General features: G+C 70.4%; 11 protein-coding genes. 3 read left to right on the top strand and 8 right to left on the bottom strand.

The genetic code is table 11. The features are described from left to right. Nucleotides 1-23 precede the first annotated feature (23 nt). The 7 genes from KEG57_RS09550 to KEG57_RS09520 are packed head-to-tail and all read right to left on the bottom strand — an operon-like array spanning nt 24 to nt 7,114. The gene (locus KEG57_RS09550; protein WP_272419344.1) at nt 24-956 is read right to left on the bottom strand and encodes an ABC transporter ATP-binding protein; all 933 of its coding nucleotides are present in this window, start codon (nt 954-956) and stop codon (nt 24-26) included. Continuing rightward, complete coding sequence (gene sppA / locus KEG57_RS09545; protein WP_272458388.1) at nt 953-3,430, bottom strand: signal peptide peptidase SppA; 2,478 nt, start codon at nt 3,428-3,430, stop codon at nt 953-955. The genes KEG57_RS09550 and sppA overlap by 4 nt, the downstream gene beginning before the upstream one ends. After that, the gene (locus KEG57_RS09540) at nt 3,427-3,930 is read right to left on the bottom strand and encodes a DUF2505 domain-containing protein (RefSeq protein ID WP_272419342.1); all 504 of its coding nucleotides are present in this window, start codon (nt 3,928-3,930) and stop codon (nt 3,427-3,429) included. The genes sppA and KEG57_RS09540 overlap by 4 nt, the downstream gene beginning before the upstream one ends. Before the next feature lie 47 nt (nt 3,931-3,977). Further along, entirely contained in the window at nt 3,978-5,105 is a 1,128-nt protein-coding gene (locus KEG57_RS09535; protein ID WP_272458387.1) for a UTP--glucose-1-phosphate uridylyltransferase, read from the bottom strand. Nucleotides 5,106-5,157: 52 nt separating this feature from the next. Further along, the gene (locus KEG57_RS09530; protein ID WP_272419340.1) at nt 5,158-5,406 is read right to left on the bottom strand and encodes a YXWGXW repeat-containing protein; all 249 of its coding nucleotides are present in this window, start codon (nt 5,404-5,406) and stop codon (nt 5,158-5,160) included. Further along, a complete protein-coding gene (locus KEG57_RS09525) occupies nt 5,403-6,128 on the bottom strand; it encodes a CPBP family intramembrane glutamic endopeptidase (RefSeq protein ID WP_272419339.1) in 726 nt (241 codons plus the stop codon). Before KEG57_RS09525 ends, KEG57_RS09530 begins: the two co-directional genes overlap by 4 nt. Continuing rightward, nucleotides 6,128-7,114 carry a decaprenyl-phosphate phosphoribosyltransferase gene (locus tag KEG57_RS09520; RefSeq protein ID WP_272419338.1) on the bottom strand — a complete coding sequence of 329 codons (987 nt, stop codon included), beginning with the start codon at nt 7,112-7,114 and terminating at the stop codon, nt 6,128-6,130. The genes KEG57_RS09525 and KEG57_RS09520 overlap by 1 nt, the downstream gene beginning before the upstream one ends. Nucleotides 7,115-7,366: 252 nt before the next feature. On the opposite strand from KEG57_RS09520, the gene KEG57_RS09515 reads away from it, so the two are divergent. Genes KEG57_RS09515 through KEG57_RS09505 form a run of 3 tightly spaced genes read left to right on the top strand, consistent with a single transcriptional unit; the run spans nt 7,367 to nt 11,705 of the window. Next, entirely contained in the window at nt 7,367-8,332 is a 966-nt protein-coding gene (locus KEG57_RS09515; protein ID WP_272419337.1) for an AAA family ATPase, read from the top strand. 11 nt (nt 8,333-8,343) lie between these two features. Then, a complete protein-coding gene (locus KEG57_RS09510) occupies nt 8,344-9,537 on the top strand; it encodes a DUF58 domain-containing protein (protein WP_272419336.1) in 1,194 nt (397 codons plus the stop codon). Further along, complete coding sequence (locus KEG57_RS09505; RefSeq protein WP_272458386.1) at nt 9,534-11,705, top strand: transglutaminase TgpA family protein; 2,172 nt, start codon at nt 9,534-9,536, stop codon at nt 11,703-11,705. Before KEG57_RS09510 ends, KEG57_RS09505 begins: the two co-directional genes overlap by 4 nt. Nucleotides 11,706-11,718: 13 nt before the next feature. On the opposite strand, the gene KEG57_RS09500 is transcribed toward KEG57_RS09505, so the two are convergent. Then, a complete protein-coding gene (locus KEG57_RS09500; RefSeq protein WP_272458385.1) occupies nt 11,719-13,629 on the bottom strand; it encodes a hypothetical protein in 1,911 nt (636 codons plus the stop codon). Nucleotides 13,630-13,691: the final 62 nt, after the last annotated feature.

Genomic DNA, 13,691 nt, shown 5'->3' with positions numbered 1-13,691 from the left:
CCGCCCTCCCCCGAGGGCAGATCTTAGCCCACGATCGGGAACATCTCCACGAGCGGAGCCCGCGCCTTGCTCGCCGCCGCGACGATGTCTTTCGTCGAGGCATCCGGTGAAAGCCGTACGCTCATCCGTAATGGCCCCCCGGTGACCTCGATTCCGCGCGCCAGCAATTCCTCGCGGAAGGGGCCCGGGTTCTTGCGGATCGTGACGCCATACACGCGAACGCCCGCAAAAAGAGCCTCGGGCGCGCCTTCGAGGACGAGCGCGCCGCCCGCGAAGACGAGGACGTCGGTCGCCGCGCGCGCAAGATCGCCCTCCGGCGTGCCCGGGTCGAGGCGCTCGGCCGAGAGAATGACGCCGCGGCCGTCAGTCGCGCGCGAGAGGGCGTTCATGACGAACGCCGCCGCCGGGCCGTCGAGGCCGGCGAGCGGCGCTTCGAGGACGAGGATCGCAGGATCGGCGACGAGCGCATGCGCGAGGACGAGCGCGCGGCGCGGTGGGAGCTCGAGCGAGTCGACCGGGCGGCGCAGGAAGGACGAGAGGCCGACACGTTCGAGCGCAGAGGCGGCGAGGTCACGCGCCGCGCGGGGAGAGAAACCGGCGAGGCGCGCGCTCCAGGTGACGTAGTCGTGCGCGGTCGTGCCCTTGGGCAAGGGCGGATCGAGCGGGGCGATGCCCGCGGCGTCGAGGTGCGCGCGCGTGGCGACGTCGAGGCCGGCGACGTGCAAGGTGCCCGCGGTGATCGAAGCTTCGCCCGGCATGGCCGCGTCGTCGTGCGAGGGCGCGCGCGAGCGGAGCGGGACGGCCGTGAGCGCGGCGAAGAGCGCCTCGGCTTCGCCGGTGCAGAGGATGCGATCGCCGCGCGCGCGGACCGTGAGGCGGTCGATCGCGACGACGTCGTCGATCGTGATGCGAGCGTCCTCGGCATGGAGGACGGGCAGAGGCGCGGCGTCGGTCACGGCAGTTCGTCGTCCACGGTCGCCGGAGCGCCGCCGAAGGAGACGTCGCCGACGAGGTCGAGGCGCGCGAGCGGCTTCGTCCCGTCGTAGACCATGAAGGGCGCGAGGCCTCGCGCGAGGTCGAGCAAGGCCGGAGGAATGACGATCGGCACGGCGCCCGCTTGCGGGAAGACCGCGGCGATGCCCGCGAGCTTGGCGAGCGCGATGAGGAGGCTGTCGTCGTCCTCGGGGAACTCGACGAGCTGCGCGTCGTGCGGGAGATCGGCGCGAGAGCGGACGTCGTCGAGCGCTTCGCGCAGGCCGCCGATGTGATCGACGAGCTTGCGTTCGAGCGCCTGCTGGCCGGTCCAGACGCGGCCGCGCGCGACGGCATCGACGTCCTCGGGCTTCATTTTGCGGCCTTCGGCGACACGCGCGATGAAGAGGTCGTAAAACTGTTTGACCTTCACGCCGAGCTCTTTGCGCTCTTCCTCGGTGAAGGGTCGATAGAGGCTCTCGGCGTCCGCGCGGGGAGCTGTGCGGAATTGTTCGAGGCCGACGCCGAGCTTGCCGAGGAGGCCAACGAGGTCGACCTTGCCGTAGAAGATGCCGATCGAGCCGGTGATCGTGGCGCGGTTCGCGTAGATCGGGCCACCCGCGACGGAGGCGTAGTAGCCGCCGCTCGCCGCGGCCGTGCCCATGGAGACGACGAAGGGTTTGGCCTTCGCGGTGAGGATCGCCTCGCGAAGAATGACGTCGGCCGCGAGGGAGGAGCCGCCGCCGGTCTCGATGCGGAAGACGACGGCCTTGACGCTCGCGTCCTCGCGCGCGCGCTTGAGGGCCTTCGCGATGGTGTACGAGCCAGCGAGGCGAATGCCGACGAGCGGGATCGTCTGGCTCTCGCCGTCGACCATGTCGCCCGAGAGGTAGACGATCGCGATCTTCGAAGGCGTGCCCCACCAGGTGGGCGCGTTCGTGGGCGCGACGTCGTCGACGATGCGCGCGCGTCCGCCCATCGTCTCCTCGACGACCTCGTCGATCTCGTCGTCGTACGCGAGGACGTCGACGAGGCCGCCGCTGCGCGCCTCGGGCGCGATGAAAGGGCCCTTCGCGATGGTCTTGCGCAGCGTGGAAAGCGGCATCCTGCGGCCGCCGCCGACGTCGTGCATGTAGATGCCTTCGAGCTGCGTCAGGAGGTCCATGTGGTCCTGACGCCCGATCTCGGAGGAGTCCTTGCGCGTGTACTGCTCGGCCGCGAGCTTGTGCTCGGCGACGCGGACGAAGTCGGCGCGGACGCCGAGTTTGTCGAGGACACCGCCGTAGTACATGTACTGCGAGGAGAGGCCCGCGAAGCGAAGGCCGCCGGCCGGATTCATGGCGATGCGATCGGCCTGCGCACAGACGTGGAGCGAACGGCCGCCCGCGTCTTCGAGATGGCAAAGGACCTTCTTGCCGCTCGCGCGGAGCAGGCGAACCGCGTCGCCGACCTCCTCGGCATGCGCGAGCGAGCTCGCGGGCTCGGCGCGGAGCTGGAGGACGACGCCGTCGACGTTGCGATCCTCGGCGAGCCGCCAGAGGCGTCGGAGGAGCTGGACGTGCTTGCGGACGCCGGGCGTGGAGTCGATGCGGATGCGCGCGACGCGCTTGGGCGAGGGCAAACCCGGCTCGCGGTAGGTGCGCAGCGCGGCGGTGGCGTAATAGCCGACGTCGCCGCCGCCGAAGATCGCGCCGCCGCCGGCCTGGAGCGTCGCGAAGTTCAGGTCGAGGCCGACCATTGCCGTGAGGTCGGGGCTCGCGGCGAGGTCACGCACGGAGACTTCGCCGCGCAGGCGGCCGACACGCGGGACGTCGAGGCCGAGCGTGGCGCGTGGCGTGACGTCGCCGGTGCGCTCGTGGATGGAGGCTTCGAGGCCAAGCTCGGCATACCGGCGTCCCCAGAACGGGCGGAGCGCGAGGCCCACGTCGTATCGGCGATCGGCGTTCGTGGTCCAGTCGCGCGCGATGACGGCGGCCGAGAGCCAGGTGAACGGGCGAATCGTGAGGCCCGTCGTCACGCCGAACTGCTCGTCGAGGTCGCCTCGTTCGGCGTAGGACCAGCCGAACGTGGTGCCGAGCGCGAACGTGTCGCTGAGGTTCGTCGCGAGCGCCCAGCGCAACCACCGTTGCGAGGCCGATGCGCCGGCGGGCGTACTGACGTCGAGCAGATCGACGCGCAGGCCCGTGGACAAACCGAGGAGCGGCAGGCCGAGATCGAAGGCATGCCCGTTCGTCGTGCCCGCGCCCGCGCCGGCCTGCGCCATGGTCCAGCGCAGCTCCGCGCCGGGCAAAAACCCGAGGTTTGCCGGGTTGTACGCAATGCTCGACGCATCGTCTCCGGCCGCGACGGGACGGCCCGGCGCGGGGACGTACGCGCTCTGCGCGTGGAGAGGGGCACTGGACGTGGTGAACGCGGCGAGGGCGAGGCCCCCGAGGGCCAGGGCGGAGAGCTTCTTCATAAGGTCGAGAGGCGGCGCAACGTCTCGGCCTCGGCGTCGTAGATCTTGCGGATCTCGACCAAGGCCATGCGGCCGGCGAGCGAGGAGAGTACGCCAGCCTTGATCTCGATGTCGCCCTCGACGGTTCTGCGCGCGCGTCCCTCGGGCGCCGCTTCGAGGCGGCAGGTGCCGGAAGCGCTGAAATACTTGCGGAATTGCTCGCGCGGGAAGACGGACCAAGAGGCCACGTAACTCGAGAGGCGATAGACGCAGCGCTCTTCCCAGGAGAGCGCCTCGCGGGCGACGTCGTAGCCGCGGAACATCGCGAGCGGCGCGTTCGCCTGGTAGCGAAGGACGCGGCGCAATTCGCCGTTCGCGATCACGTGCTCGATCGTCTCGACCGAAGCGACGCTCGTCGCGGCGAGGAAGGGGGCCATCATCAAGCCGATGTCGGGCGAGAGGACAGCGAGCTCCAGGGCATCGAGGGGGACGTCGAACTCGTGCGTGATCTCGAAGTGCAAATCCGTGGCTCCCTTGCGCGATCCGTACTGGTCTGAACGAATCCTACCTACGCAAGAATCCCTCGGGCCCGAAGCGCTTCCTCGATCTCGGGCCTGCGGCGCTCGAGCTCGGGCACGTCCTTCACGGGCAAAAAGCGCGACGCGGCCCCGTCGCGCGGGACGCGGAGGAACTGCGGGTCGAGCGCGGTCGTGATCTCGTTGACGATGCGCTCGAACTGGACCGCCTTCGCCTCGCCGACCGTCTTGTCGACCTCGACGTACGTCCACGCGAGGTCGAGCGAGGCGAGCGCCTCGGCCGATACGAGAAACGTGTTCGTGCTGAACACAGGCATCTGCGCCGGATCGAAGCCGATCGGCAGGCGCATCTCCTCGGCGATGATCTTCTTGCCGTTCCAGCGAATCGGGCCGCCACCCTTGTCGCTGCCGACCTTGTTCACGACCTCGACGGTCAGCGGGCCGCCGTGCGCGAGATGGAGGCCGAGGATCACCGGATCGACGGTGGCGCCAAGGTTGTCGAGGTTCGCGATCCACACGGTCTTGCCACCTCGTTGGATGAACCGATCGAGAAGTCCGCTCGCACGAAGCGCGTCGGGCAGATCGCCGTGGCCCGTGGCGTAGACGCTCGGCTCGCCGTGTTCGTCCCGGAAGATCTTGCCCTCGTGCGTGAGGCGGAGCGAGACGAACTGCTCGAACGTGGCGACGTCGCCCGTGTCGAGACGAGCGCCGAGCGCGGCGCGGATCGGGCCTTCGGTGGCCTCGCTCGTCATGAGCCAGAGCGGACAGGTCGCGCCCGTCCCGCGCGCGAGGGCTTCCATCTCGGCGAGGCGGAGATCAAGGAATGTTTTTCCAGGGAGAGCCTCGACGAGCGCCTTGACGACGCCGCCCATGCGCGTCGCCATGCCACCCGCGAGCACACAAAGCGCGACCTCGCCCCGCGCGAGCGCCTCGCGGCCAAGCTGCTCGAAACGCGCGTACTCGGGGCCGCCCGGCGCCGGTGCGTCGACGACGTCCCCTTCGGCGGGTGGGAGAACGGAACCCGCGAAACGGTTTCGCTTGTCGCGATCCTGGCCGATCATGGCGGCCCAGGCGGCGAGACGGTCGGGATCGAAGCCCCGCGCTCGAAGGCGAGCGAGCAGGGCCGGCGGCAGGGCAGCGATCTCCTCGGCGAGCGTCACATAAGCGGAGAAAGCACGGCGCTGGTGGTGAAGCAACCCGTCGTGGCCTCTGTTACCCGTCAGGGTTTTGCGTCGAGCGCCGCGGGGACTCCCATCGACCTGGAATCCATACGTATTGGACGCCGTCGTCATGCCAGGCGCCCGGGATCCAGAGCATGCCCGGCGCAGGCGGCGCCGTCTTGACCTCCGGCAAGGGCGGAGGCGCGCCCTGACCCCGCGCCGGGGTCTCCGGTGTGCCGGCGACACACGCCGCGAGGAGGAAGCTCGAGAAGAGGGCGAGCGAGCGGGCTGTTCGATTCATCCGTGAAGCACCATCGCCCAGACGTCGTAGAGGGCGTGCGTCCAGACCGCAGGCGCGAAGCCGCGGAACACGTAGATCGCCGTGAGGACCAGGCCGCAGACGGCGCGGAAGACGAACGATTGGACGTCAAACGAGTCGCCGAGCGCGCCCACGTAATGCCAGGCTGAGAACGCGACCGCCGCGACGCCGGCCCAGAGGAGCGTGAGCACGAGGCGGCGGATCCCAGGGCCGAAGATCGCCTTCACGACGAGCGCGCCGAGGCCGAAGATGCCGGCGCGGAAGGCGATCTCCTCGTAAAAACCGGCGCCCATCGACATGACCACGCCCGAGAAGACGCCGCGCGTCTCGACACTCGGGCCCAGCGTGAGCGATCCGACGATGTACGAGGCGGCAAACCGCATGAGGATCGCGTACAGCGTGCCTTCGAGGGCGATCAGCGCGAAACGTTTCCCTTCGAGCGCGCGCTTCTGCCCCGTGGCGGCGAGGACCACGACAAACGCGATGCCGATCGCGACCGTGAGCCCCGCGTACGTGGGCAGGCTGTTTTTCGCGAGGGCCGAGAGCTCGGCCGTGACGGGATCGGCGGCGTTCCGCACGGGGAGGAAGACGACGCCGAGGTGGTAGAGGAGAAAGATGGGGAGCGTCAGGCCGAGGTCGGTCCAGGCGTCGCTTTTCTCGGGGACTTTCCCCGGTTCTTCCTTCGCCTTCGCCTCGTCCGCCATCAGGAGGGCCTCAGCCGGTAGACGATGAACACGACCTCCGCGACCCAGATCATGATGTTCATCATGAAGGGGACGTCACGCAGGATCTCCTGCGTCGGGCTCTCGGCCTTGGGGCGGCTCACGACGAGCTGGAGGAACCGGACGACGCCGAAAAGCGGGTGAATCGTGGTCGCCCAGAGCCAGGGGTTCTCGAAGAAGCGCTGGGTGTCGTGGTCGAGCGTGTACGCGAGGTACGTCGCGATCGTCGCGATGCCCGTGGCCGCGAGCGCGAAGGTGAGCGCGCGGGGCGAATACGCCTCGAGCGCGGCGCGCTGCTTGCCGGCGTTCGCCGCCGAGGCGAGCTCGTGGCGGCGCTTGCCGAAGCCGAGGAAGAGCGCGAGGAGCGCGGTGCACCCGACCATGAAGCCCGAGATCGGCGTGTTCGTCGCGAAGCCGCCGGCGAGGACGCGCAGCACGAAGCCGAGGGCGATGAGGCCGACGTCGACGTACGCGATCTTCTTCAGGCCGAAGGAGTAAGCGACGTTCTGCGCGAAGTACGCGAGCGCGACGATGAAGAACTTGATCGGCCCGAGGAGCGCGCCGCCGAGCGCGGTGAGGACGAGCGCGATCGCCATGGTCTTGGCGAGCGAGACCGGGACCTGGCCGCTCGCGATCGGCCGGAAGCGTTTCACCGGATGCACCCGGTCGGCCTTCGCGTCCACGATGTCGTTCATCGTGTAGACCGCGCCCGCGAGCAGGCAAAACACGCCGAACGCGCCGATCGCGCTCTTGATGATCGACGGGTGGGTCAGGTGCTTGGCAAAGACGACCGGCGCCAGGACGAAGAGGTTCTTCACCCACTGGCTCGGCCGAACCGTGCGGATCATCCCGCGAATCCGCCAGAAGAGGCTGCCCTGTTTGGAGGGCGGGATGAGCGGTGTCGGCTCCGAAAGCGGCGCGCTCGTCCCGGGTAACTCCAGGGCAGCGCCGCCCGGAGACGGGGTCAAGGCGAGCGCGTCGGCCTCTCCAGAGGAGGCGTTCCGACGCTCGTCGTCATCGTTTGAAGGGGCCCGAGAAGGACCGGGGACGGCCACGACGGCGGAGCATACATGCGGCCCGGGGGTCGGGCCACACGCCTCGCCGAAAGGAAGGGCGGCAGGGGCCGAGAGCCGGGAAGGATCGGCGCCCCGGTACCCCACGCTCCAGAAATCAGGAGGTTACCCGAGGCGCCTCCGATGATCGTGCTAGCATCAGCCCCAATGACGTCGGCGCTCTCGATCGCGCGGGAAACGACGCCCGTGCTCCAGGAGCTCCGCTCCGCGGTGGAGCAGGCCCTCGAAGGAAAGCCCGAAGCCGTGGAGCTCGCGCTCATCGCGCTGCTCGGGCGCGGCCATGTGCTGATCGAGGACGTGCCCGGCGTCGGCAAGACGACGCTGGCGCGCGCCCTCGCAAAGGCCGTGGGCGGCGAGCTACGGCGCGTGCAGTTCACGAGCGACCTCCTGCCGAGCGACGTGCTCGGCGTGAGCGTCTTCGATCAGCGCACGGGGCAGTTCGTGTTCCGGCAAGGGCCGATCTTCGCGAACATTCTGCTCGCCGACGAGATCAACCGCGCGAGCCCGCGGACGCAGTCGGCGATGCTCGAAGCGATGAACGAAGGGCAGGTGTCGGTCGATGGCGTGACGACGCCGCTGCCCGACCCGTTCTTCGTGCTCGCCACGCAAAACCCGCAGGACTTCGCAGGGACGTTCCCGCTGCCGGAGTCGCAGCTCGACCGGTTCATGGTGCGCATCCGGCTCGGGTATCCGCCGCCGCACGTGGAGATGCGGCTCTTGCTTCAGGGCGGCGACGGCGACCGGATCAAGGCCGTGCCGCAGGTGCTCGAGCCGTCGGCGCTCGTCGCGCTGCAGCGCGAGGTCGATCGGGTGGAGCTCGACGCATCGCTCGCCACGTACCTGCAAGCCGTGCTGTCGGCGACGCGCGCGAGCCCGACGCTCTCGCTCGGCGCCTCGCCCCGCGCCGGGATGAACCTCGCCCGCGCCGCGCGAAGCCGCGCCGTCTTGCACGGGCGAACCTACTGCATCGCCGACGACATCCACGACCTCGCGGTGCCCGTGCTCGCGCACCGGATCCGCCTCGCCGCGCACGCCGAGGGCTACATGCCGAGCCGCGACGAGTGCGAGAACGCGGTGCGGGACATCGTCGCGCGGGTGCCGGTCCCGCTCTGAGCGAGGCGCGCATGGTGGCGGACCGGAGGCAGGCCGAGTCGCTCGCCGTTCGAGGCGACAAACCGCCCCGGGACAGTCGCGTCACGCGGCCGGAGGCGACGCCGCTGCCCGTGCCGCACCCGCTCGCGCCGCTGCCCGGCACCCCGGGGGCGCCGCGCCCGGAGAACGCGCTCACGCGGCTCTGGCGTTCGTTCTTCAGCTTCAAGATGCCGCGGCGGCTGAAGTTCACCCGCGAAGGAAAATACTTCGTGGGCATCACGCTCGGCGTGGGCTTCGCGGCGATCAACACGGGCAACAACCTGCTCTACCTGCTGCTCGGCATGCTCTTGTCGCTGATGGTCGTGTCGAGCGTGATGAGCGAGCTGTCGCTGCGGACGCTGACGGTGACGCGCAGGCTGCCGACGCGGGCGCAGGTGGGGCGGGCGCACCTCGTGGAGATCGAGGTCTACAACCACAAGAAGCGCATCCCCTCGTACGCGATCGAGGTCGAGGATCTGCGCGCCGGACAGCCCGCGGACAAACGCTGCTTCTTCCTGAAGATCAGCCCGTCGAGCGCGCAGGTGGCCGCCTACCGGCGCACGCCCGCGCGCCGGGGCCGCGATCGGCACACGGGCTTCCGCATCGCGACGCGTTTCCCCTTCGGGCTGTTCGAGAAATCGCGCGAGGTCATGGCGGACGGCGAGCTCGTGATTTATCCGGCCGTCGATCCGGTGCGTTTGCCGCCCGAGGATCGAGGCCGCGCGCTCGGCGGCGTGGGCACCGCGGGGCGCGGCACGAGCGACGAGACGTACGCGCTCCGGCCGATGCGCGAGGGCGACGATCCGCGCGACATCTACTGGCGGAAGAGCGCGATCACGAGCCAGATGGTCTTGCGCGAGCGGGCGCGCGAGACGCGGCCTGACGTGCGGCTCGTGATCGACGTGGTGCGGCCGAAGGGCTCGGGTGACGCGTTCGCGCAGCAGTTCGAGAAGCGCATCCGCGAGGTGGCCTCGCGCGCCGTGGCCCACATCAAGCGCGGCGACGGCGTGGTCGTCGCGACGAACCTCGGCGAGGAGGCGCGCGGCGACAGGAACATCGGATCCGACCGGATCCTCAGGTTCCTCGCGCTGCTCGACGCCGTCGACGAGGATCGGGTGCAGGAGATCCAGGAGCGCCGCGGGCTTTCGCGGGGCGGTCCTGGGCGGACGAGCGGAGGGCACGCATGAGGTTCGGGCTCGTTCACCGGGTGATGACCGACGCGCTCGCGGTGCTCGGCATCCTCGCGCTCCTCGCGAGCGGGCAGTTCGGGCCCTGGGTGAGCGGCTCGCTCATCGGCGGGCTCGTCATCGCGCTCCTGATCCGCGACGTCTGGGAGAAGTACCCGGCGCTCAAGCACTTCGACGCGATCACGCTGATCGGCGTGCTCGCGCTGCAGATCGGGCGGCTGCTCTTCGACGCGAACGCGAACGTGCTCGACGTGGTGATCGAGTTCGCCGCGGCGCTGCAGATCATCCGGCTCGCGACGCGCAAGGGCGCGGCGCACGACCAGCAGGTGATCGTGCTCGCGCTCCTGCACCTGATCTCGGGCACGGTGCTCGGCGGAGGCCTCGGCTACGGGCTCTGCTTCCTCGGCGTGATCATCGTGGCGCCGGGCGCGCTCGTGCTGAGCCACCTCCGGCGTGAGGTCGAGGGCAACTACCGGCAAGGCGCGCGTGACCGCACGGGGCTGCCCGTCGACGTGCCGCGCATCCTGCGCTCGCGCCGCGTCGTGGGTCGCACGTTCCTCGGCGTGACGTGCCTGCTCTCGGTGCCGATCTTCGTGTTCACGGCGCTGCTCTTCGTGCTCTTCCCGCGCGTCGGGCTCTCGCTCCTGCTCCTGAACCGCGGGCATTCGGGCCGCGTGATCGGGTTCTCGGGCCGCGTCGACCTCGGCGAGGTGGGCGTCCTGCGCAGCGACCCGACGCTCGTGATGCGCATCGAGATGCCGAACCTGCCCGATCCGCCGCCCGCGCGGATCCCGCTGCACCTGCGCGGCGCTGCGCTCGACGCGTACGACGGTCGCACGTGGACGCAGAGCGAGTCGTGGAAACGTGCGACGGAGACCGAGGCGGGGATCATCCCGATCGACGATCACTGGCCGGACTCGGCGCTCGATCCGGTGATGCGAGTCGACCTCGAGCCGATCGATCCGCCTGTGATGTTCCTGCCGCCGTACGCCTCGGGCCTCCGGCTGCGGACACGCGCGACGGTGGCGCCCGAGCCGCAGGCGATGGCCTTCAAGGGCCCCGAGGGCGAGCTTCGCTACCAGCCCATCGACGACCGCGGCATCAAGTACGACATCTTCCTCTCGCGCAAGAAGACGCCCTCGTTCCGCAAGCTCCCGAGCGGTGAGCGCTGGAAGTACCTCACGCTGCCGCGGAACATGTCGGACCGGATCCGCAATCTCGCCGCGGACTGGACGAAGGACGCGAAGACGCCGCTCGACCGGGCCCGCTCGATCGAAAATCATTTGAGGACCGAGTATCGGTACGACCTCGCCTCGCCGTCCGGCAAGGATCCGCAGCCGCTCGATCACTTCCTGTTCGAGTCGAAGCGCGGGCACTGCGAGTTCTACTCGACCGCGATGGCCATCATGCTGCGCACGCTCGACGTGCCGACGCGCAACGTGACGGGCTTCGTGGGCGGCAGCTACAACCGCTTCGGTCGGTTCTACGCCGTGCGCCAGGGCGACGCGCACTCGTGGGTCGAGGCGTGGATCGACGAGTACGGCTGGCTCACCTTCGACCCGACCCCGCCCGCCGACGCAGCGCCGAAGAGCGAGATCGTGGGCGTGTGGGCCTACCTGCGCGACCTCATCGAGGCCACGAGCCAGCGCTGGGATCGGCACGTGGTGAGCTACGATCTGAGCCAGCAGGTGGGGCTCTTGAACAGTCTCACGTCGCGGTATCGTCGCGGCGGATCGAAGACGACGGGCGGGCCGCGAGGTCGCGCGGGGCTGCTCGTCGTGGCGGCGGTCATCGCGACGGCCGGCGGCGCGGCGCTCTGGCTGCGGCGCAAGAAGCAACGCGCGGCCGCGGCCTCACGCGCGGCGGATCCTCGCTCTGCGAGCGCGGTGCTGGCGACGTCGCTTTACGAGGGGCTCGACATGGCGATGGGCGCGCGCGGCGTGGGCCGTTCGCCGAGCGTACCGCCGCTCCGGCATGCGCAGGCGCTCGTGTCGATGTCGCATCCGCTCGCGGAGGAGATCCTGGAGCTCACCGAGATCTACCTCGCGGCGCGGTTCGGCGGCGTGACGATCTCCGACGAGGATCGGCGGAGCTTCGAGCGGCGCGTGAAGGCGATCCGTCAGCCGGAACGACCGAGCCAGCAGGTGATGACGTTGCCTGCGTCCTGAGCCGATCGTTCCGTCAGGGCACGCGTGACGCCGAAGGACCCGGGCGGCGCGGGGCGCGCGCGTTCGCGGCGACCATCATCGCCTTCGCCAGGATCACGTGCTTGACCGAGGCGCCCGTGAGGCCCACCTCGCCCGGCGCGAGACGACCGACCTCGTCGAGGAACGCCTGCGCCGCGTCGTGCTCGCCGAGCATCGAGAGCACCGCGCTCTGATCCCGGAGCGTCCCCGCCACCACGGTCGACGTCGCCGTGTCCGGCACGATCGGCGCGGCGATCGCCGCCATCACGCGCTGGATCGGCTGCAGCGACGCCGTGGTCGAGAGCTTGCGATCCGAAGGCCCGAGCGGCTGCGGCGCATACTCCAGCCAGCATCCGTCGACCGTCAGGTGCGAAACGAGCCGCCGCGGCCAGCTCCGCTCGATCTCCGCGTGCAGCGGCCGCATGTCGGCGAGCTTCGACAGCGCGTACTCGCTCGGCTGCCCCGAGATCGCGTAATCCCGGAGGAGCGGCTCGATCTCCGGCTCCACCGCGAGAAGGCTGAGCGCCACGCGCCCGCGATGCAAAAGCCGCTCCGGCACGATCAGCACATCGGGCCGCTCGCCGCGGAGGAGCCGCGCCGCCCAGAGACGGAACGCGAGCGCCGGCGAGCGGACGAGGATCGCCGAGCTCGGCTCGAGCCTGCCGAGCGCGCCGTCCGTCCACTCCTCGGCCGCGAGCTGCTTGCCACGATCCGCGACGTATCCCGCCTCCTCCGAGGAGAGCGCGACGAGCGTCACGTGAAAAACCACGACGAGCACCGCGCCGCTCTTCGCCATCGGCAGGCGCAGCTCGAGCAGCTTGTGCGTCACCCAGCAGACGCCGAGCGCCGAGCACACGGCGAGCGCGGCCACGGCGAGCGCGCGGACGGGCGTCATCGGATCCGCGTAAAGCGCAGCGAACGCGCGCGCAGGGATCAACGTGTCGAACGCGACGAACGCGACAAGCGGCGCGACGAGCCCACGCGCGCTGGGCGCGAGCAGCGAGACGACCACGCCGCCGAGCGCGATGAGCAAGGACGCCACGCCGACCTCGCGCGCCCACGCCGCGAGGCTCGAGAGCCGCGGCCCGGCCACGTCGAAGCCCGTGAGATCCGCGGCCGACAGCGCGCGGCCGACGTCGGCGAACGCCCGCGGCGCGAGCGGCCGAACAGCGAGCGGCACGAGCAAAAGCAGCGCGACGGCCGCCATCGACGCGAACGAGATGGCCACGACCTTGCGCGACGGGATCGGCGACGGCGTGATCCCCGCTGCCTTGCCGAACGGCAGCCGCTCGGCGATCGGCGTCGCGAGCACCGCGAAGACCGCCGCGAACGCAGACGGCGGGCTCTCTGCGAGCGTCGCCCCCGCGAGCGCGCCAAAAAGCGCGGCGCCGCGCACTGCATCCGTGCCTTCCGCCCGGAGCATCGAGGTCCCCGCGAGCAGCGTCCCCAGCGCGAGCGCGACCGCGATCATCGCGCCACCGCCCACGGTCGCCTCGCGTTGCCACACCGGCGAAAGCGCGGCCGTCAGCGTCCCGAGCGCCGCGAGCCCCGAGGCAAGCGTCGGCCCGGCGCCGAGCGTCCGCAAGAGCCGCCGCGCGAGACCAAAGAGCAAAATCGACGCGACCCCGAGCGCGATCGCCCCGCCGAGCGCGGCCCGAAACGTCCGTGGCCCGAGCGGCAAGAGGCCGAGCGCTTGCGTCAGCGGCGTCGACGCGCCGCCTCCGACGCCCACCGCGAGCAGGCCGAGATCGCGCAGCGCTGGTAAATCGTCTCTCCACTGCCCGCTGCCCGTGGCTCGCGTGAGCGCGAGTCCGAACGGCAGCGCCACGGCGACGAAACGCAAGGCGCGCTCGTGCCATGCGAGGCGTGTCTCGGCGGGCGCGGGGAACGAACGAGGCTTCGGCACAGCCGTCTCTCGTGCCAGGGACCACCGGAGACGGCCAAGTTTCGGGCCGGCGTGCCCCGCCT

It is taken from the genome of Polyangium jinanense (assembly GCF_028435365.1).
Note: the sequence above shows the minus strand (reverse complement) of the source record. Positions and strands in the feature narration are given on the sequence as shown.

Coding starts and splice junctions, on each gene's coding strand:
- sppA (WP_272458388.1), bottom strand. CDS start 3,430: ATGAAGAAGCTCTCCGCCCTGGCCCTCGGGGGCCTCGCCCTCGCCGCG.
- KEG57_RS09530 (WP_272419340.1), bottom strand. CDS start 5,406: ATGAATCGAACAGCCCGCTCGCTCGCCCTCTTCTCGAGCTTCCTCCTC.
- KEG57_RS09525 (WP_272419339.1), bottom strand. CDS start 6,128: ATGGCGGACGAGGCGAAGGCGAAGGAAGAACCGGGGAAAGTCCCCGAG.
- KEG57_RS09515 (WP_272419337.1), top strand. CDS start 7,367: ATGACGTCGGCGCTCTCGATCGCGCGGGAAACGACGCCCGTGCTCCAG.
- KEG57_RS09510 (WP_272419336.1), top strand. CDS start 8,344: ATGGTGGCGGACCGGAGGCAGGCCGAGTCGCTCGCCGTTCGAGGCGAC.
- KEG57_RS09505 (WP_272458386.1), top strand. CDS start 9,534: ATGAGGTTCGGGCTCGTTCACCGGGTGATGACCGACGCGCTCGCGGTG.